Annotated in this window: 15 protein-coding genes; 5 read left to right on the top strand and 10 right to left on the bottom strand. The window is 63.8% G+C overall.

From position 1 onward, the window contains the following. Window positions 1-23: 23 nt before the first annotated feature. Genes OV287_RS40035 through OV287_RS40000 form a run of 8 tightly spaced genes read right to left on the bottom strand, consistent with a single transcriptional unit; the run spans window position 24 to window position 10,067 of the window. Complete coding sequence (locus tag OV287_RS40035; RefSeq protein ID WP_267539297.1) at window positions 24-2,201, bottom strand: 3-hydroxyacyl-CoA dehydrogenase NAD-binding domain-containing protein; 2,178 nt, start codon at window positions 2,199-2,201, stop codon at window positions 24-26. A gap of 40 nt (window positions 2,202-2,241) precedes the next feature. Continuing rightward, window positions 2,242-3,453, bottom strand: coding sequence for an acetyl-CoA C-acetyltransferase (locus OV287_RS40030; RefSeq protein ID WP_267539296.1), 1,212 nt, complete (start codon window positions 3,451-3,453; stop codon window positions 2,242-2,244). Between the two features lie 32 nt (window positions 3,454-3,485). Continuing rightward, window positions 3,486-4,634, bottom strand: a complete 1,149-nt coding sequence (locus OV287_RS40025) for an acyl-CoA dehydrogenase family protein (protein ID WP_267539295.1) — start codon at window positions 4,632-4,634, stop codon at window positions 3,486-3,488. A 21-nt stretch (window positions 4,635-4,655) separates the two neighbouring features. After that, complete coding sequence (locus tag OV287_RS40020; RefSeq protein WP_267539294.1) at window positions 4,656-5,795, bottom strand: acyl-CoA dehydrogenase family protein; 1,140 nt, start codon at window positions 5,793-5,795, stop codon at window positions 4,656-4,658. 37 nt (window positions 5,796-5,832) lie between these two features. Next, window positions 5,833-7,671 (bottom strand): AMP-dependent synthetase/ligase, encoded by a 1,839-nt coding sequence (locus OV287_RS40015; protein WP_267539293.1) that lies wholly within the window; start codon window positions 7,669-7,671, stop codon window positions 5,833-5,835. Between the two features lie 46 nt (window positions 7,672-7,717). Beyond that, on the bottom strand, window positions 7,718-8,545 hold the full coding sequence (locus tag OV287_RS40010; protein WP_267539292.1) for an SDR family oxidoreductase: 828 nt from the start codon (window positions 8,543-8,545) through the stop codon (window positions 7,718-7,720). Further along, window positions 8,542-9,228 carry a TetR/AcrR family transcriptional regulator gene (locus tag OV287_RS40005; protein WP_267539291.1) on the bottom strand — a complete coding sequence of 229 codons (687 nt, stop codon included), beginning with the start codon at window positions 9,226-9,228 and terminating at the stop codon, window positions 8,542-8,544. The genes OV287_RS40010 and OV287_RS40005 overlap by 4 nt, the downstream gene beginning before the upstream one ends. After that, complete coding sequence (locus OV287_RS40000; RefSeq protein WP_267539290.1) at window positions 9,225-10,067, bottom strand: enoyl-CoA hydratase-related protein; 843 nt, start codon at window positions 10,065-10,067, stop codon at window positions 9,225-9,227. Before OV287_RS40000 ends, OV287_RS40005 begins: the two co-directional genes overlap by 4 nt. Window positions 10,068-10,178: 111 nt before the next feature. On the opposite strand from OV287_RS40000, the gene OV287_RS39995 reads away from it, so the two are divergent. From OV287_RS39995 to OV287_RS39980, 4 genes are all read left to right on the top strand, one after another. Then, window positions 10,179-10,958 (top strand): histidine phosphatase family protein, encoded by a 780-nt coding sequence (locus OV287_RS39995; RefSeq protein WP_267539289.1) that lies wholly within the window; start codon window positions 10,179-10,181, stop codon window positions 10,956-10,958. Between the two features lie 20 nt (window positions 10,959-10,978). After that, window positions 10,979-12,190, top strand: coding sequence for an acyl-CoA dehydrogenase family protein (locus OV287_RS39990; protein WP_267539288.1), 1,212 nt, complete (start codon window positions 10,979-10,981; stop codon window positions 12,188-12,190). 68 nt (window positions 12,191-12,258) lie between these two features. Then, complete coding sequence (locus OV287_RS39985; RefSeq protein ID WP_267539287.1) at window positions 12,259-13,281, top strand: phosphotransferase; 1,023 nt, start codon at window positions 12,259-12,261, stop codon at window positions 13,279-13,281. A 26-nt stretch (window positions 13,282-13,307) separates the two neighbouring features. Then, window positions 13,308-14,081, top strand: coding sequence for an SDR family NAD(P)-dependent oxidoreductase (locus OV287_RS39980; protein WP_267539286.1), 774 nt, complete (start codon window positions 13,308-13,310; stop codon window positions 14,079-14,081). An 88-nt stretch (window positions 14,082-14,169) separates the two neighbouring features. On the opposite strand, the gene roxA is transcribed toward OV287_RS39980, so the two are convergent. After that, complete coding sequence (roxA, locus tag OV287_RS39975) at window positions 14,170-16,191, bottom strand: rubber dioxygenase RoxA (RefSeq protein WP_267539285.1); 2,022 nt, start codon at window positions 16,189-16,191, stop codon at window positions 14,170-14,172. A 188-nt stretch (window positions 16,192-16,379) separates the two neighbouring features. Here roxA and OV287_RS39970 point away from each other — a divergent pair, with 188 nt between their 5' ends. Next, on the top strand, window positions 16,380-16,619 hold the full coding sequence (locus OV287_RS39970; protein WP_267539284.1) for a hypothetical protein: 240 nt from the start codon (window positions 16,380-16,382) through the stop codon (window positions 16,617-16,619). A gap of 98 nt (window positions 16,620-16,717) precedes the next feature. Here OV287_RS39970 and ppsA read toward each other — a convergent pair whose 3' ends face one another. Continuing rightward, window positions 16,718-19,333, bottom strand: coding sequence for a phosphoenolpyruvate synthase (ppsA, locus tag OV287_RS39965; protein ID WP_267539283.1), 2,616 nt, complete (start codon window positions 19,331-19,333; stop codon window positions 16,718-16,720). Window positions 19,334-19,369: the final 36 nt, after the last annotated feature.

Here is a 19,369-nt window from a genome sequence, read left to right as displayed (position 1 = left end):
ACTTCTCCTTCCGGGGGAGGGGGCTACTTCAGGAACTCGCCTTTTTCGGCCTTCGCGACGAGCGAGGCGGGTGGCAGGAAGTGCTTCCCGTAGCGCTCCGCGAGCTCGCGCGCGCGGGTGACGAAGCCGCGCGGCCCCGTTCCGGTACGCCCTTCGTAGCCGTTGATGTATTGCACCACGCCCCCCGTCCATGCCGGGAAGCCAATCCCGAGGATGGAGCCCACGTTCGCATCCGCGGCGGAGCGGAGGACGCCTTCGTCGAAGCACCGCACCGTGTCGATGGCCTCGGCGAACAGCATCCGCTCCTTCATGTCCTCGAAGGGAATGGTGTGACCAGGCTTGGTGAAGTGCTGGGCGAGCCCCGGCCAGAGGTTCGTGCGCTTGCCATCCACGTAGTCATAGAAGCCGCTTCCGGTGGAGCGGCCCTTGCGCTGGTACTGATCGATCATCGCGTCCACGACCGCGTAGCTGCCGTGCTCCAGCCACGGCTGGCCGGCGGCCAGGGTGGCCGCCTTGGTCTCGAGGCGGATCTTCCGCGGCAGGGTCAACGTCAATTCGTCCATCAACTGGAGCGGGGCGGCGGGGTATCCCGCCTGGAGGCCCGCCTGCTCGATGGAGGCGGGCGAGATTCCTTCGCCCACCATGGCGATGGCCTCATTGAGGAAGGTGCTGATCACGCGGCTGGTGAAGAAGCCCCGGCTGTCGTTGACGACGATGGGCGTCTTTCCAATCTGGACCGCGATGTCCATGGCCTTCGCGAGCGTGGCGTCGCTCGTCGTCTTGCCCGCGATGAGCTCGAGCAGCGGCATCTTGTCCACCGGGGAGAAGAAGTGCATCCCGACGAAGTCGGCCGGCCGCTTCACGCCCTCGGCGAGCAGGGTGATGGGCAGGGTCGAGGTGTTGGAGGCCAGCACCGCATCCGGGGTGGCCACGTCCTGGATCTCCTGGAAGACCTGGTGCTTGACCTTCACGTCCTCGAAGACCGCTTCGATGACCAGGTCACAGCCCGCGAGCGCGGCAGCGTCCGTGGTGGGGAGGATACGCGCGAGGAGCGCATCACCCTTCTCCTTCGTGGACTTGCCCTTCTGGACATCCTTCTCCACCAGCTTGACCGAGTACTGCTTGCCCTTCTCGGCGGAGGCGAGACTCACGTCCTTGAGCACGACGTCGATGCCGGCCTTGGCGCACACATAGGCGATGCCGGCGCCCATCATTCCGGCGCCGAGGATGCCGACCTTCTTCGCCGTGTGTTGCGGGAAGCCCTTCGGACGGCTGCCGCCAGAGCTGATGTGCTGCATGTCGAAGAAGAACGCCTGAATCATGTTCTTCGCGACCTGGCCGGTGACGAGCTCGGCGAAGTAGCGCGACTCGATGATGAACGCGGTGTCGATGTCCACCTGCGTGCTCTCGACGGCCACCGCCATGATAGCACGTGGCGCCGGCATGTTCGCGCCCTTGAGCTGCTTGCGCAGGTTGGCGGGGAACGCGGGCAGGTTCGCCGCGAGCGAAGGCGAGGACGGGGTGCCGCCCGGAATCTTGTAGCCCTTCTGCTCCCACGGCTGCTGCGCGCCCGGATTCGCCTTCACCCAGGCCTTGGCCGCGGGCAGGAGCGCGTCCACCGAGTCCACCACCTCGTGCACGAGGCCGATCTCCTTCGCCTCCTGCGGACGGTAGCGCTGGCCCTGGAGCAGGACCTTCATCAGCGCGTCCACGATGCCGAGCAGGCGCACCGTGCGCACCACGCCGCCGCCGCCGGGAAGCAGCCCGAGCGTCACCTCCGGCAGCCCGACCTGCGCCCCCTTGACGTCGGCGATGATGCGCCAGTGACACGCGAGGGCAATCTCCAGCCCGCCCCCGAGTGCCGCGCCGTTGATCGCCGCGACCACGGGCTTGCCCAGGGTCTCCAGCGCCCGGAGCTGCGCCTTGATCTCCAGTCCGAGCTCGAAGACCTGCTTCGCCTCGTCCTTCTTCACGTCACGCAAATCGTTCAGGTCGCCGCCCGCGAAGAACGTCTTCTTCGCCGAGGTGAGGATGACGCCCGTGATGCTGGCCTTCTCCTTGACCAGCCGGTCCACCGCCGCGCGCATGGACTTCACGTAGGCGGCGTTCATGGTGTTGGCGGACTGTCCCGGATCATCCAACGTCAAGACCACGATGCCGTCGGCGTCCTGCTCCCAGCGGATGGTGTTCTGCTCACTCATGGGTTTGCTCGAATCTTGTCGGAAAGGGGAGGGGAGGGGTTCAGACACGCTCGACGAGGGTGGCCACGCCCATCCCTCCGCCGACGCACAGGGTGACGACCGCGCGGCGCGCCTTCCGCCGCTCGAGCTCGTCCACCACGGTCCCGAGGATCATCGCTCCGGTCGCCCCGAGGGGGTGGCCCATGGCGATCGCACCGCCGTTGACGTTGAGCTTCTCGTCGGGGATGGCGAGGTCCTTCTGGTACTTGAGGACCACGGAGGCGAAGGCCTCGTTGAGCTCGAAGAGATCGATGTCCTTGAGGGAGAGGCCGGCGATCTCGAGCAGCTTCCGGGTGGCCGGAATGGGGCCGGTGAGCATGATGGTCGGGTCCGCCCCGGACGTGGCGACGGCGGCGATGCGCGCCCGCGGCGTCAGGCCGAGCTGCTTGCCAATCTTCTCCGAGCCCACCAGCACGAGCGCCGCGCCGTCGACGATGCCGGACGAGTTTCCCGGCGTGTGCACGTGGTTGATCTTCTCCACGAAGTGATACTTCTGCAGCGCCACCGCGTCGAAGCCGCCGGCCTCGCCCATTGCCGCGAAGGAGGGGTTGAGCTGACCGAGCGAGGCCACGGTGCTGTCCGGGCGCAGGTGCTCGTCCCGGTCGAGCACGGTGAGGCCATTCTGGTCCTTCACCGGGACGACGGAGTTCTTGAAGTAGCCACCAGCCCAGGCTTTGGCCGCGAGCTCCTGCGAACGGAGCGCGTAGCGATCCACGTCTTCGCGGGTGAAGCCCTCCATCGTCGCGATCAGGTCCGCGGAGATGCCCTGGGGCACGAAGTACGTGTCATAGTTGGTGGCCGGATCCATGGTCCAGGCGCCGCCGTCCGAGCCCATCGGGACGCGCGACATGCTCTCCACGCCGCCCGCGATGATCAGGTGCTCCCAGCCCGAGCGCACCTGCTGGGCGGCCATGTTCACGGCGGTCAAGCCAGAGGCGCAGAAGCGGTTGAGCTGCACTCCTCCGGTGGTTTCCGGGAGGCCGGCCGCGAGCACCAGGGTCCTGGCGATGTCCGCGCCCTGTTCTCCCACCGGAGAGACCACGCCCAGCACCACGTCGTCGATTCGCTGGGGATCCAGCTTCGGGTTGCGCTTCTTGAGTGCATCCACCAGGCCGACGAGCAGCGACAGGGGCTTGGTTCCGTGCAGCGAGCCCTTCTTTCCTTTGCCGCGGGGGGTACGAACGGCGTCGAAGATGAAGACTTCCTGGCTCACTGAGAGCCTCCTTGCGAAACGATTGAGGTGGTTCAGAGGGAACGGGCGACGAGCTCTTTCATGACCTCGTTCGCGCCGGCGAAAATCCGCAACACGCGGGTATCGGCGAAGAGGTGGGCAATAGGGTATTCCTTCATGTACCCGTACCCGCCAAACAGTTGCAGGCAGCGGTCCACGACGATGCAGGCCTGGTCCGACACCCAGTATTTGGCCATGGCCGCCGTGGTCACGTCGAGCCGGCCCTCGAGGTGGGATTGAATGCAGTCATCGACGAAGGTGCGGCAGACTCGCTTCAGGGTCGCGCACTCCGCGAGCTCGAAGCGCGTGTTCTGCAAGGCGAAGAGGGGCTTCCCGAAGACGTGACGCTGCTTGGTGTACTCGACCGTCAGGTCCACGGCCCGCTCGAGGCTCGCCATGCCGATGAGCGCCGTGACCAGCCGCTCCTGGGGCAGTTGCTGCATCATCTGGACGAAACCATGGCCCTCCTCGCCGCCGAGCAGATTGACCGCGGGGACCTTCAGGTCATCGAAGAAGAGCTCGGTCGTGTCCTGGCCCTTGCCGCCGAGCTTGTCGAGGATGCGGCCCCGCTCGAAACCGGGCGTCGTGTCGGAGACCTCGGCGCACAACAGCGAGATACCGGCGTGGCCCTTCACGTCCGACGTCCGCACGGCGATGATGAGAAAGTCACAGACGTAGCCGTTGGAGATGAACGTCTTCGCGCCGCTCACCCGGTAGAAATCGCCGTCCCGCACCGCGCGGGTGGAGATTGCCTGGAGGTCCGAACCCGTCCCCGGCTCGGTCATGGCGATGGCCCCCACCCACTCGCCGCTCGCGAGTTTGGGCAGCCACTTCTGTTTCTGGGCCTCGGACGCATAGGCGAGGACGTAGTGCGCGACGATGGAGCTATGCACCGCGAAGCCCATCGAGGGGTCCCCGGCGCGGATCTGCTCCTCGACGAGGATCGCCTCGTGAGCGAATGTCCCTCCGCCTCCGCCGTAGGCCTCCGGAATGGACATGCACAAGAGCCCGAGCTCGCCCGCCCGTCGATAGAGCGCCTTGTCCGGATAGCCCTGGGCCACGTGCTTGGGCACGTTGGGAAGGACCTCTTTCGTGAAGTAGGCGGCCGCGAGCCCGCGTACCTGCTCGAGCTCGTCCGAGCTCCATGGGGAACGTCTCGTCATGTCTGCCTCTCAGGTTCCGCTCTAGAGTCCGAACGTCTTGCCGATGATGTCTCGCTGGATTTCGCTCGTGCCGCCATAGACGGTGGAGATCACCGTGGCGCGCAGATGCGATTCCATGTCGTACTCGGTGGCGTAGCCGTAGCCGCCCATCATCTGCACGCCTTCGAGCGCTACGCGCTTGGCCGTCTCGGTTGCCTTCAGCTTCGCCATCGAGGCCTCGCGGGGGAGCATCCGCTCGGGTGCCTCGTCCGCCATCGCGGCCACGCGGTAGAGGAGCAGCTCGCAGCAGTCGAGCTCGGTGGCGAGATCCGCGATCCGGTGCTTGAGCGCCTGAAAGGAGCCGATGGGCCGGCCAAACTGCTTGCGCTCCTTCACGTACGCCACGGTGTCATCGAACGCCCGCCGGCCGCGGCCGAGCATGGTCGCCGCGAGGATGAGCCGCTCGCTGTTGAGTCCCGCCATGAGCTGGGGCCAGGCCTGGTCCACGGCTCCGACGACCGCGCTCTCGGGCAGGAAGCAGTCGGTGAAGTAGACGTCATTCACGTCCTTGCCGTTCAGGGTGGGGATGCCACGAATCTCCACTCCCGCCGTGCCCGTGGGGACGCAGAACATCGTGAGGCCCTCGTGCCGCGAGCTCGAGGTGTTGGTGCGTGCCACGAGCAGGAGGTGGTCCGCGATGTGCGCGTTCGAGCACCAGGTTTTCTGCCCGTTGATGATGAAGCCTCCCGGCGTCCGGGTCGCGCGGCAGGTAATCGCAGCGGCGTCCGAGCCAGCCCCGGGCTCGGAGATCGAGATGGCCTCCACGCGGCCCCGGGTGATGCCGCCGAGGATCTTCTCGCGCTGGGCCTCGGTCCCGAACTTCGCGTACGGACCGGCGGCGACCACCGTGGTGACATAGCCCCCCACTGGAGCGAGCCCGTAGGCGATTCGCTCGGCGAAGAGACAGATGTCGGACATCCCTCCGTCCGAGCCGCCATACTTCGACGAGATACCCACGCCCAGCCAGCCGAGCTCCGCCATCTGCACGTAGAGGGCGGGGTTGTGGGCCTCGGTGCCGTTCTGGGTCAAGGCGTCGCGCTGTGCGCGCGTGCCGGACCTGGCGCGGCAGAACGCGTCGATGGAGTCCGCGAACGCGGTCTGTTCCGGTGTTCTCGCATGCATGGATGTCCCCTGGGTGTTGGTTCCGGGAGGTAGTGGGTCAGTCGTTCGCGTAGAGCGCGGCGATGCGCTCGGCGTACTGCTCGAGGATCACGCGGCGCTTGAGCTTGAGGGTGGGCGTGAGCTGGCCCGTCGCGGGAGACCACGCCTCGGGGACCACCTCGAAGCGCTTGATCTGCTCCGCTCGGGAGAGCCGGGCGTTGGTCGAGGCAACGAGCGACTCGAGTTCGGCGCGAATCGCCGGATCGCGCGTGAGCTCGGCGAACGACTGCGGCGCGAGGCCATGCGCCTTGGCCCAGAGCGGCGCGGCGTCCGGGTCGAGGGAGACGAGTGCCGTCACGTAGGGCCGTCTGTCGCCAATCGCGATCGTCTGGCCGACGAGTGGGTGCGCGCGCAGCAGGCCTTCGATCTTGGATGGCGCGATGTTCTTCCCGCTCGAGGTGATGATGAGTTCCTTCTTGCGGTCGGTGATGGTGAGGAAACCATCGGAGTCGACCGTGCCGATGTCACCGGTGGCGAGCCAGCCGTCGGCATCGACCGCGCTGATGATCTGCCCGTTCGCGTCGAGATAGCCGAGGAACACCACGGGGCCGCGGACGAAGATTTCACCGTCCTCGGCCAGCCGGAGCTGCACTCCGGGAATGGGTCGGCCCACGGCACCGAGGCGGAAGTCCGTGGCCGTGCTGATGGTGGCGCAGCCGGTGGTTTCGCTCATGCCCCAGACCTCGAGCACCTTGATCCCGAAGCCTCCGAGGTACTCGAGAATGTCAACGGGGATGGGCGCCGAGCCGCTGCTCGCCCACTCGAGCGCGTCCAGTCCGAGCATCTTGCGCAGGGGTTTGAGGACCCTGGCCTCCACCTCCGCGACCTTCTGCGTAAGCTCCGGGGGCACGGCTTTTCCGGCGCCTTCGAGCCGGAAGGCCTCCAGGGCAACCGCATGAGCGGAGAGGATGGCGTCGCGCTGAGGCGGCTCGAGCGTGCCCAGCTTCGCCCGCAGGCCCCCGGCTAGCTTCTCCCAGACGCGTGGCACTCCGAAGAACGCGGGGGGAGACACCTTGGCCATCAGCGGCACCACGCCCGCCGGATCCGCGCAGATGTGCATGTGCAGCGCCTTGTAGAGCGCGCGGTAGAAGCCGAGCTCGCGCTCCGCGATATGCGCCAGCGGGAGATAGGCGATCGACGGAGACTGCATGGGAATGGGGACGGCGAGGTCCACCGCGATCGCCTCGTAGAAGGCGTTCCGGTGGCTCAGCACCACGCCCTTGGGTTCGCCAGTGGTGCCAGAGGTGTACATCATCGCGATCGGATCCTCGGGCCGGATGGCCTTCCACCCGTCCTCGAAGACCCTGGGCTCCGCCTGGTGCAACCTGCGCCCCTCGGCCTCGACCTCCGCGAAGGAGACGAAGCGCGCATCCCCGGCCGGGATGGCCGATGCATCGAGGACGATGAGCCGTTTGAGCGCTGGGAGCGTTTCGAGCACCGGCCGCCACCGTGCGACCTCCTCTGCGCCCTCCAGCACCGCCACCGTGGCCGCGCTGTGCCGTGCGACGTAGCTCACCTGCTCGGTGCTCAGGGTCTGGTACGCGGTACAGGGGATGGCGGCGAGGTGGACCGCGGCGAAGTCGATGCTCCAGTGCTCAGGGCGGCTGGACATCATGATCACCATCCGCTCGCCTCGCGTCAGCCCGAGCGCGCCGAGTCCGCGAGCAAGCGCGGCGGTCTGTTCGCGTAGCTGCGCCCAGGTGAGCGTCTTGTCTCCGGCACTGAGGGCGGGAGCGCCCGCGTATTCTTCGGCATTGCGTTTGAGGAGCAGCGGCAGCGTGAGCTTGCTTGCCTGTGATTGGCACTGCGCTTCCAAGGCTGCGAGCGACGGACCCATGGGTACCTCCTCGACTCAATGGCCAAACGTGGGGTGATGTTCCTCTTCAGGGATCGACGTAGAGGTCGAGCAAGACGTCGGGGCCGCCCCCATAGCTGCTGAAGTCGGTGATGCCCTCGGCGCGAAGGACGTCTTCGTCGATGAAGGTCTGCCCCGTGCAATCGCGTGGCGGGCGCTGGAGGATGGCCACGGCCGCATCCGCCATGATCTCCGGCGAGCGGGCCCGCTGCATCGATGCGTCGCCCCCGAGCATGTTCTTCACGGCGGCGGTGGCGATGAGCGTTCGGGGCCAGAGGGCGTTCGCGGCGATGCCGGCATCGGCCAGCTCCGCGGCCCAACCGAGCGTGAGCAGGGTCATCCCGTACTTGGCGAGCGTGTACGCCGGGTGCAGGCCCATCCAGCGCGGCGCGAGATTGACCGGAGGCGAGAGCGAGAGGATGTGCGGGTGGGGAGATCTCCGCAGGTGCGGAATCGCCGCGCGCGTCAGCAGGAACGTCCCCCGCAGCTGGATTTGCTGCATCAGGTCGAACCGCTTGACCGGAAGCTCTTCTGTCTTGAGCGGAGCGAGAGCGCTCGCGTTGTTGACGCAGAAGTCGATGCCACCAAAACGCGCCACGGTCTCGTCAACGGCCCGCTGCACGTCCGCTTCGTCGCGCACGTCTCCGACCACCGCGAGCGCCTGGCCGCCCGCGGCCTCGATCTCCGCAGCCGCCGTGTGCACCGTCCCGGGCAGCCGTGGATCCGGGGTGTCGGTCTTCGCCAGGAGCGTGACGTTGGCTCCCAGGCGCCCCGCGGCGACGCCGAGTGCCAGCCCGATTCCGCGGCTTCCTCCGGACATCAACAGCGTGCGTCCCGCAAGTGGCCTCGAGGTCATTGCTCGTCCTTTCCTCGCTTGCGCCCTGACCCAGGACCCCGGGAGTCGCCGCGCTCGGAGTGAGCGTCTTGATGGAGCCGGGGGAACACGTCGCTCACGATCGTGATGAGCGCTTCGCTCAGGAGCAGGTGCGCATCCTCGCGCGAGAGGGTCCCGCCGCGGATCCACTCGCGGATGGTGGCTTTCACCAGACCGGCATAGGAGCGCATCATCGCCCGTTGCCGCGCGTCACTTCCGACCTCGACCTTGAGGCCCAGGAACTCGAGCGTTTTCAAAGAGGCCACGTCGTCCGCCGCCAAGATGATGCGCTCGACCTCCGGATCCGCGCCGATGCCTCCCGCGCTGGTGACCGCCACATAGGTCTTTCCGTGGGTCGCCACCGTATCGAGGTACCACTCCACGCTGCGCTCCACCCGCTGCCGTAAGGTTCCCGTCATGGGTACGCTCTCGTCCAGGCCGGGCATGAGCAGCATCCTCTTCACGACCTTCAAATAGAGATCCCGCTTCTGCCCGAAGTAGTGATTGATCAATCCCCGGGCGACGCCTGCCTCCCGGGCGATATCCGTGGTGGAGACGTCCGCGTACGGGCGCTCGCCGAACAGCCGCGTGGCGCACTCCAGAATCTGTTCCCTGCGCGTGTCCGGCTCGAGCCGTTTCCAGCGAGGTGCGAGGACCGGGCTCATGACTTCTGCTCCCGCCAGGGCAGGAACGTCGGCAGGTCCTGCTCCAACGTCCGGGGGAACTTCGCGGGCCGCTTCTGCAGGAACGACATCACGCCCTCCTCGGCATCCGCGTTCTGGGCACAGCTCGCGATGAGCTGGCTGTCGAGTGCGAAGGCGGGTTCGGGAGATGGAAGCGCGCTCATCCGGTAGAGGGCCTGCCGGATGACGGCCACAGACACCGGCGCGGTGTTCTCGACCAGATCGCGGGCGAGCGCATAGGCGGCATCGAGTAGAGCATCGGGCTCGTGGAGCGACTGGACCAGTCCCGCGCCGAGTGCTTCGTCGGCCTGGATCAGACGGCCACTCACCATCCAATCGAGCGCGCGCCCCATTCCGACGAGGCGCGGCAGAAACCAGCACGACCCTGCTTCCGGATAGATGCCCCGCCGGCTGAAGACGAAGCCAAAGCGGCTGTTTTTCGCGGCGAGGCGGAAGTCCGCGGGGAGGATCATCGTCGAGCCCACGCCCACCGCGGCGCCGCGGACGGCTGCGATGATCGGCTTCCGCAGCGCGAACATCTTGCGAGTCACCCGGGTCGCCGGCTCGACCCAGCCGCGCTCCAGGTGCTCGAGATTCGACACCTCGAACGAGCGGCCGCTCAGGTCCGCGCCCACGCAGAAGTCCTTGCCAGCGCCAGTGAGGACGACCACGCGCACGTCTTCATTTGCGTCGGCGGCGCCGAGCGCGTCGGCTAGCTCGTCCGCCATGGTCACGGTGAACCCGTTCCTCGCTTCGGGACGGTTCAACTCCAGGGTAGCGACCCGATTCGCAACCGAAGACCGGATGTGTTGATAGCTCATGAGTGGGGCCTCATTCCGCGTGATGATGGGGGCTTGTTGGCAGCATGTCAACAGCAACAGTCTTTGAAGTACGGCCTGTGAAGGCGGGCCTGGTGTCCGACGTATTGCGTCATGCTGCCGGTACGCCAGGGGCTGGACGCACGCGGCCAGGGACTCCCGCCCGAGCTACTGCGTGATATGCAAATCTGCCAGGCTGCTCGGCAGCGGAATAACGGCGGTGATATGGGCGAAATCTATCTGGTGCGGCACGGTCAGGCGTCGTTCGGCACCGATGACTATGACCGGCTCTCAGCCGTCGGCGTCGAGCAGGCGCGGCGGTTGGGGGACTGGTTCCGCATGCGCGGTCTGACCTTCGACCGCGTCATCATCGGAGCGCTGCTGCGCCACCGTCAGACGCTAGAGGCGACCGGCTACGCCGGCCTCGAGCCCGAAATCCTGCCGGGCCTCAACGAGTATCACTTTCACGCTCTGCTCGACTGCCACCTGGAGCAATGCCCGGTCGAGCCACCGCTGGACCTCAAGGACGCGCGCGTCTTCTACCGCCAGTTGCGCCTGACCCTCGGCGCCTGGGCTGACGGTACGCTGCAGCATCCGCGGTTGCCGGAGAGCTGGAGCGACTTCGAAAGCCGCATCCGCGCCAGCCTGCGCGCGATGATCGACCGGCCCGACGCGCAGCGCGTGCTCGCCATCAGTTCCGGCGGCGCCATCAGCGCGCTGGTGCGCGAAGTGCTCGGCCTCACCGTCGATCAGATGATCACCATGAACCTGCAAATGGTGAATACCGGCATCACCCGCCTGATGTTCAAGGGTGACAAGGTGCGGCTGCAGTCATGGAATGCGCAACCGCATCTGGAGTCCCCGGATGCTGAACACCTGCTCTCCTACACCTGATTGTCTTCAAAGGGGAACCCATGGACTTCCAACATTCGCCTCGTGTCACGGAGCTGCAAAATCGGCTCAATGCCTTCATGAAGGAGCACGTCTATCCGAACGAACACACGTTCGCGGAGCAGGTGCAGAAGAACCGCTGGGTGTCGCCGCCGATCGTCGAGGAACTGAAGGCCAAGGCGAAAGCGCAGGGGCTGTGGAACCTGTTCATGCCGGGTCGCGAGCACGGCGGCGCTGGCCTGACCAACCTCGAGTACGCGCCGCTGGCCGAAATCATGGGCCGCGTGTTCTGGGCCGCAGAGGTCTTCAACTGCTCCGCGCCCGACACCGGCAATATGGAAGTGTTCGCGCGGTACGCGACGCCCGAGCAACAGAAGAAATGGCTGGAACCGCTACTGGAAGGAAGGATCCGCTCGGCCTATGTCATGACCGAGCCGAATGTGGCTTCCAGCGACGCGACCAACGTCGAGCTCTCGATCCGTGCTGAAGGCGATGAGTACGTCATCAACGGCACCAAGTGGTTCGCCACCGGCGCGATGCACGAGAACTGCAAGATCTTCATCGTCATGGGCAAGACGGATCCGGACAATCCGAACCGCCACCTGCAGCAATCCCAGGTCCTGGTCGAACGCGGCACGCCGGGCATGCTCATCAAGCGGCCTCTGTCGACGCTGGGTTACTGGGAGGAGCCGCACGGCCACGCCGAAATCGTGTTCGACAACGTGCGCGTGCCGAAATCGAATCTCCTGCTCGGCGAGGGCCGCGGTTTCGAGATCGCCCAGGGCCGCCTTGGCCCGGGCCGCATCCATCACTGCATGCGCGTGATCGGCGCCGCCCAGCGCGCACTGGAATACGCCTGCAAACGCGTGGAGAATCGCGTGGCCTTCGGCAAGAAGCTGAGCACGCAGGGCTCCGTGCGCGAGGCCATCGCGGTGATGGCGTCCAAGGTCGAAATGTGTCGCCTGATGACGCTGCGTGCGGCGGACAAGATGGACCGCGTCGGCAATAAAGAGGCGAAGGACCTGATTGCGATGGCGAAAATCATGGTGCCGCAGCTCGGCTTCGAGGTCATCGACATGGCGATCCAGATGCACGGAGCCGGCGGTCTGACCGGGGACTATTTCCTCGCCGAGGCGTTCAACTACGCACGCTGGTGCCGCATTGCCGATGGTCCCGATCAGGTCCACATGATGGCGCTCGGCAAGCAAGTCATCCAGGAGTTGTCCGCGCTTTGAGAAAGGAAGCGGCTGCGTCCGGCACCTGTGCGGCTGGTGGGTGCATGAACCTTCGAGGAGGCGTATTCATGTCCGAGGCAATCGACACGCTGAATGTCGAAAATCTGCAGAAGTATCTGGCTGCGCGCATTGCCGATTTCGGCACGATTCAGGAATGCACCAAATTCGCCGGCGGTCAGTCCAACCCGACCTTCATGGTGCGCACCGAGAAGAGCAGATACGTGCTGCGCCGGAAGCCGCCCGGACTGCTGCTGAAATCGGCGCATGCGGTCGACCGCGAATACCGTGTGATGAAGGCGCTGGCGGCGACCCAGGTGCCGGTACCAAGAATGTTGACGCTGTGCGACGACGACAGCGTCATCGGCTCGATGTTCTATGTGATGGAATTCGTCGAGGGCCGCATTTTCTGGAACTGCGCTCTGCCGGAACGGACACCGGCTGAGCGCCGCGCAATCTACGGTGAGATGGTGCGCGTACTCGCCGCGATGCATACGGTCAACCTGGAGCAGGCCGGTCTCACCGACTACGGCCGCCCCGGCAATTACTTCGAGCGTCAGATCAAACGCTGGACCGAGCAATACCGGGCCAGTCAGACCGGCACCATGCCGGCAATGGAAAAGCTCATGGAGTGGCTACCCGCCAACGTGCCGGCCGATGACGGTCGGGTCGCGCTGAACCACGGTGACTACCGCATCGACAATGTCATGTTCCACCCGACCGAATCGCGCATCGTCGCGGTGCTCGACTGGGAGCTGTCGACGCTTGGTCACCCGTGGGCGGATCTCGCGTATCAATGCATGCATCTGCGCCTGCCGCCGGACGCGGCGATCCCTGGCCTCGGAGGTCTCGACCGCGAGGCACTCGGCATTCCCTCGGAAGAAGAGTATGTGGCGCGCTATTGCGAGCTGACCGGCATCAAGGCCATCCCGAACTGGGATTTCTACATCATCTTCAGTTTCTTCCGCATCGCCGCGATTCTGCAGGGCGTCTACAAGCGCGCGCTCGACGGCAATGCGTCGAGCAAGAAGGCCATGGACTACGGCGCGCTGGCCGGTCCGATCGCTGAAATGGCCGTGGCGATGCTCCCATGACGCCGTCAGGAACGCAGGAGGGCACCATGAACAAGAATCGTTTTGATCTGACCGGTCGTGTGGCGCTGGTGACTGGTGCGTCGAGCGGTCTCGGCGAACACTTCGCGCAGGTATTGGCCGAAGCCGGCGCCAAGGTGGTGGTCGCCGCGCGCCGTGTCGATCGCCTGCGGCAACTGGCCGATCGCATCAAGAGTGCCGGCGGTGACGCCGCGACCGTGGAGATGGATGTCACCGAGCACGACAGCGTGAAGGCCGCATTCGAGGAGGCGGGCAGGTTCTTTGGCACCATCGATGTGCTGATCAACAACGCTGGCGTCGCCCGATCGATGCTCTTCGCGAAAACGCAGGAAGAGGACTGGGACTACGTCGTTGATACCAACCTGAAAGCGGCGTGGCGCGTCGCCCGTGCGTTTGTCGAGCAACTGAGCGTGGCCGGCAGGCCCGGCAGCATCGTCAACATCTCCTCGATCCTCGGCATCGGTGTCGGCTATGGAGAATCGCTGTATGCCACGTCCAAGGCGGGTCTGATCCAGCTCACCAGGCACATGGCGCTGGAGTTGATGCGCAACAACATCCGCGTCAACGCGCTCTGCCCCGGCTACATCGAAACCGAACTCAATTCCGGCTACTTCCAGTCAGAGCGCGGTCAGGCCTACCTCAAGAACAGTATCCCATCGAAGAAGCTGGGTTCGGTGGAAGACCTTTCAGGCGCGCTGCTGCTGTTGGCCAGCGATGCCGGCGCCTTCATCACCGGTGTCGCTCTGCCCGTCGATGGTGGGCATCTGCTGCACTCATTGTGATCATCCGGCCCCTGGCCGGATTGAACTTGTAACCACCGCGGCCTCTGGCCGGATTGAAGCCAGAGGCCGCGGCTCTTGTCCCGGAGTTCTAGAGCGTCTTCATGTACTCGATGAGGGCCCAACGCTCGTTGTCGGTGAGCGATTGCGTGAAGTCATGCCCACCATTGCCAAGCCCATAGAGATGCGAATTGAAGATCATCCGCGAGCGAATCTGCTTCTGGGTAACGGGCGGCGGTGACTGGTAGGCGAGCGAGTTGTAGTTCGCGACGAGGTTGGCGATGTTCGCGAAGATGATGTCGGACGTCGCCATTTCCTGGCTGCAGGGGATGAACGGGTCGTTGCTCGGGACATCCCCGCAGGCAAGTGGCGTCACCTTCCAGCCGAGCTTCGCGAAGTCGTACGAGGCATAGCTCGCGTCGTAACCCGCGTTGGTTCCCAGCGAGTTGGCGGAGGTCTGCTGGCGCTTCCACACCGCCCGGCGGTCCGACGGCTTCAGCACCTCCCAGAGGGTGGGCACGCTTCCGTTGTGGAAATAAGGCGCGGAGGCCCACGCGCCGTAGAGAGGCGTCGCGATGTACCCGAACGGCTCGATCCACGTGTTTGGCCCTTCGGGTGAGTAGATGGGCCCGAGGCCATTGTCGTACGCGCTGCGCGGCACGCGGCGCAGTGCGCTCATGATGGGGTCGTCGTAGTAGGGGCCGTGGTCGGGCGACTGGTCGTTGTAGGCGAGGAAGGACGTGTTCCAGGCTCTGCGCTTGCGCTCGTCGGCCATCAGCTGCTCGCGCGCCGGATCCGTCCGGATGGTTTCGATGGGCGTGATGACGCCGGAAATGCCCTTGAGACGGGGATCAGGCAGGTACGCGGGATTGGCGGCGTAGCGTGGCGAGTAGACGCCATGGCAGCTCGCACAGGAGCCATTGCCTGGAGTCTTCGGGATGTTGGCATTGGCGCCGTTCGCCCAGAGGTCACGCTCGTGAAAGAGCACGGCCCCTTGCTCGGCGAGCGCGGTGTTGATCTCCTTGGGGTAGAGGGGAGGCGAGAGCGAGACGAAGAAGTTGTCGTTGTCCTCGAACTCGGCGGTCAGCGCGCGGCGCTCCGCGGGCGTGCTACCCAGGTTCGCGATTCCAAACGCCATCTCCGAACGGACGTTGTCCGAGGTGAGCGCTCCATCCCAGAACTGGCGCGTCTTGAACGCGCGGTACCACCAGTTCGGCGCACGGGACATGCCCCCTGCATGGGTCGGGAAGTACTCGAGCAGGCTCGGTACCATTGCGAGCGAGTCCATGTCGAAGAGAGCGGGTAGGAGGTCGACGATGCCAATGGCGTCACTCGTGCCTCGGCCCACGCTCCAGGGCACGGGCGCGAGCTGGAGCACCGTCCCCACTCCCGTGGAGCGGAAGAAGTCGGACTGGATCAGGCCAGCATCGATTGCGTCGTTCGAGCGGCCCCACGCGAAGTAGGCCTCTTGCTCGCTCCCGAGCCGCGAATCGTGGCAGCCCGAGCAGCCGGAGCTGATTTTTCCCGTGTAGCGCCCGTTCTTGTCCCTTTCCTGCACGAGCCCCAGCGGGAGTTGTCCGCTGCCGCCATTGGTGAGGTTGGGGTTCTCCCAGGGCAGCGGGTAGGGGTTGCGGAATGGCGCCTTCGCGAGCCCATAGCGCTTGATGATTTGCTCGTCGAAGTCGGCGGGGCGGAAGAGGTAGCCCCAGAGCATGTAGAGATTGTAGTAGGCGAGCGAGTTGGTGAAGGGCTGGAAGTAGGCACGGGTCTCGATGTTCGCCTTACCCCGAGCGACGCTTGCGCGAAATTCGCCGCAGGTCTTCGGGTTCGGAGGCAGGTTCGAGATGAACGGCGGCGGCGGCGTGTGAAGGTCCACCCAGTAGGCATTGAACTGCACCGCCGCCCCAGGCTTGTTGACGCCGGGCACCACCAGGGTGCGCGGATCCACTGGCAACAGAGTGGAATCCGGCTTCCCAGCGCACGCGGCCGCGAATGGCGACCGGTTGGCCGTCGAATCCAACAACGGCAATGGGTCCGCAACTGCCTGGGATGTGCTCAGGGCAAGAAACAGGAAACTCGAAAACGCCAACTCACGGGTCCACCGCAGTCTCATGGCGCATCCTCCATCACGTATTGGCAAAGTGCCAATAAGGCGTTTTTTAGACTGCCAGTGCGGGTAGCCACAATGCGCAGTGCGTCAACGAGTGTCATCGCTGGCCGCATCATCTGGTGGAGAACAGAGAGAAGCTGACTCGCGCAGTTGGCCGAAGAGAGGGCACTGTAGAGGTGTTGTTCGGGGCGTTGGACGAGGCTCCGACCTGGCGAGCCACCGCGGTCTTCACCCGTGACGAGTTGGAGATGCTCATCTCCGATTCACGAGGTGGCCCCGAGTGCCACCAGCACCGCATCTTCGGGTTCGTCTACCGGATGGCAGAGCCCGGCTATCCGACGCCTGTACCCGGAGCCCAGGTGGACGTGGACTCCAACACGGTCAGCGCGCTCGTGCCGGGTCTGGGGCGCTACGCCTTCGCGCCGCGCTGAAACCGGGTTGCAGGAGCCGGCGGCGCAACGAGCGTGAAGGGGTAACGTGCCGTTCAGCATCCGGCCGGTCGCGGTGAACGCCCCCGCGGACGACAAGGCTAGAGGATTTCTACGTACCCTTCCGTGCCATGGACGCGAATCCGCTGCCCATCCTTTATCCGCCTGGTGGCATGTTCCACGCCGACAACCGCCGGTAAGCCATATTCGCGTGCGATGACCGCGCCATGGGTCATCAGCCCACCGACTTCGGTGACCAGTCCTTTTATGGATACGAACAACGGTGTCCAGCTCGGGTCGGTGAAGGCGGTGACCAAGATATCTCCCTCTTCCAGCACAGCGTCTTCCACGTTCAAGACGACACGCGCGCGTCCCTCCACAACGCCGGAAGAAACGGGGAGACCGACGATCGCTCCGGCCGGGAGATTGTCTCGTTTGTATGCACCTGCGATGATCTCGCCATCGGACGTGATGACGCGCGGCGGCGTCAGTTTTTCATACAACGCGTGCTCGTCTTTTCGTTTGCTGATGAGCTGGTAGTCCAGTTTGTATGTGCGCACGACGTCGCGAAGCTCTTCGAAGGTGAGATAGTATATATCTTCCTTTTCTTGAATGACGTTGGCTCGCACGAGTCGTTCGGCTTCTTTCAGCAAGGCCTGCTTGTAGACGAAGTAGCGACCGACGATGCCGTATTTGGGATATTCACGGTAACCGATGAAGTTCCGGACCAGGCTGATCATTTGCTTTGTCCGTTCGGCTTTCTGTTCACCATCCGGTAGTTGCTTCAATCGTTCCAACAACTCTTGTTCTTTTTTCAGAGCCGCCTGTCGCCCTTGCTCGAATTTCTGACCGCCAGCACTGGGCGCAAAGTTTTTGATGTTCCCGAGAATCAAGGGGACGAGCGTAGTTGGTTTTTCGCGCCAACGAGGTCTCGTAATATCGATTTCCCCGGCACACCGCATTCCATACTTATCGAGGTAAGAATAGATGGCGTCTCGGGCTTCCTGGCCACCCTTGAGCTTGACCAGTTCATCCAAAAAATCATCATCTTTTACATGCTGGATATATTCGACCACTTGCGGATGAGGGCGAATCACGTCTGCGACATCCAGTAGTGCTAGCCCCATTTCCGAGGTGATATTGTTTGGTACGGATTGAGAGAGTGTATCTGCTGCGCCTTTTTCGCCTAGCCACTTCTCGATGTTTTCATTGAGCCATGTTGAAGCACCTATGGCCGCCATGATCACGGCCGAACTCCGGGGATCGAATAGAATCCTCTTCAGTTCCTGAACATCTTCTTGGATGAAATCAAGCAGTTCGGGGCCTGATTTCGTTTGGATGTTCCGTTTCAACGCGTCTATCGATGCTTGATTCTTCTCAATCAAGTCAGAAGCGATTTTCGGATCGTTTTCGATTTGCGGATGAAACTCCGAAGACGACGCGCCTTTGTTGTTCTTGATGGAACTCTGTTCTTTCTTGTCATCTGGCGACGATTTGATGAAATCGCGTCGCTCGATGATGGTCGTGAGTGCATCTTTTATGAGCGGATCGTGTTTCCCCATGCCATCCAGCAACATTTCTCTGCCGGCGGGTGAAGTCAGATTGTTGGTGACATCAACAAACAGCCTTCCGCCAGCTTTGTACATGGGCCGGAGAGCCGTTAGCTGGAACAACGAAATCCCCAATGGCTTCATGGGATCGGTCATCATTTGCTGATGGCCGACAGACACATAAACGTGATTGTCTTGATCGTTCGCTTCCGGGATGGGAAATAGAGTGGTGATTGGCCGACTCTGAACCAGGTAGAATTCATCGCCAACCAGGCACCATTCGATGTCCTGGGGGCAGCCGAAGTGTTCTTCGATCTTTCGGCCCATGCGCGCGAGTTGCAAGATCTGCTCATCCGTCAGCGCTTGCCTGTTCTGCCGCTCAGGCTCGATCGCCAGTTCCTTCGTGCCGCCATCGTTCAAGGCATGAATAGCCAGCTTCTTGGTGGAGACCTTCTTTTCGATGAGCTCGCCGTCACGCACTTTGTAGATATCGGCATTGACCAGGCCGGAGACCAGAGCCTCGCCGAGTCCGAAGCCGGCATCGATGGATGACACCTTCCGATTGGACGTGACGGGATCTGCCGTGAACAGGATCCCTGCCGCCTGCGGGAAGACCATCTGCTGCACAACCACGGACAGGTGGACTCGGCGATGATCGAAGCCGTTCTGAAGCCGGTAGGTGACGGCCCGCTCGGTGAATAGCGATGCCCAGCACTTGCTGATGTGCGCGAGGATGGCCTTCTTTCCGATGATGTTCAAATACGTATCGTGCTGGCCCGCAAAGGAGGCCGTCGGTAAATCCTCCGCGGTTGCGCTGGAGCGGATTGCGTAGGCATTTTCTTCGCCCAGTCTGGAGAGAAGGTGCGTGATGTCTTCGAGGATATCTTCAGGGATGGCCCTCCCTTCGATGGCGCTGCGGATTTCACCGCTCAGTTTACCGATCTTGTCCCGGTCTTCCGCCTTCAGAAGCGACAACTGATCAAGTGAATCGCCGATCGACGGTATTTCCCCGATAATTCGTTTGAAGGCTTCGGTGGAAATGCAAAAGCCATCCGGCACGCGGATTCCTTCGATCTTGGACAGTTCCCCCAGGTTCGCGCCTTTACCTCCGACAACCATGCGTTTTGTTTTGTCCAGATCCTGGAAACCAAGCACATATGAATCCATATGTTCGCGCCTCCAATTTCAGTAAAATCCAGCTTC

This window comes from Archangium lansingense (assembly GCF_026626635.1).
Classification (GTDB): domain Bacteria; phylum Myxococcota; class Myxococcia; order Myxococcales; family Myxococcaceae; genus Archangium; species Archangium lansingense.
Note: the sequence above shows the minus strand (reverse complement) of the source record. Positions and strands in the feature narration are given on the sequence as shown.

Excerpts from the sequence above, each read along its gene's own strand:
- OV287_RS40035 (WP_267539297.1), bottom strand. The coding sequence starts at position 2,201 with ATGAGTGAGCAGAACACCATCCGCTGGGAGCAGGACGCCGACGGCATC.
- OV287_RS39985 (WP_267539287.1), top strand. The coding sequence starts at position 12,259 with ATGTCCGAGGCAATCGACACGCTGAATGTCGAAAATCTGCAGAAGTAT.
- OV287_RS39980 (WP_267539286.1), top strand. The coding sequence starts at position 13,308 with ATGAACAAGAATCGTTTTGATCTGACCGGTCGTGTGGCGCTGGTGACT.
- OV287_RS39990 (WP_267539288.1), top strand. The coding sequence starts at position 10,979 with ATGGACTTCCAACATTCGCCTCGTGTCACGGAGCTGCAAAATCGGCTC.
- OV287_RS40010 (WP_267539292.1), bottom strand. The coding sequence starts at position 8,545 with ATGACCTCGAGGCCACTTGCGGGACGCACGCTGTTGATGTCCGGAGGA.
- OV287_RS40005 (WP_267539291.1), bottom strand. The coding sequence starts at position 9,228 with ATGAGCCCGGTCCTCGCACCTCGCTGGAAACGGCTCGAGCCGGACACG.
- OV287_RS40025 (WP_267539295.1), bottom strand. The coding sequence starts at position 4,634 with ATGACGAGACGTTCCCCATGGAGCTCGGACGAGCTCGAGCAGGTACGC.
- OV287_RS40020 (WP_267539294.1), bottom strand. The coding sequence starts at position 5,795 with ATGCATGCGAGAACACCGGAACAGACCGCGTTCGCGGACTCCATCGAC.
- OV287_RS40000 (WP_267539290.1), bottom strand. The coding sequence starts at position 10,067 with ATGAGCTATCAACACATCCGGTCTTCGGTTGCGAATCGGGTCGCTACC.
- OV287_RS40015 (WP_267539293.1), bottom strand. The coding sequence starts at position 7,671 with ATGGGTCCGTCGCTCGCAGCCTTGGAAGCGCAGTGCCAATCACAGGCA.
- ppsA (WP_267539283.1), bottom strand. The coding sequence starts at position 19,333 with ATGGATTCATATGTGCTTGGTTTCCAGGATCTGGACAAAACAAAACGC.
- OV287_RS39995 (WP_267539289.1), top strand. The coding sequence starts at position 10,179 with ATGCTGCCGGTACGCCAGGGGCTGGACGCACGCGGCCAGGGACTCCCG.
- roxA (WP_267539285.1), bottom strand. The coding sequence starts at position 16,191 with ATGAGACTGCGGTGGACCCGTGAGTTGGCGTTTTCGAGTTTCCTGTTT.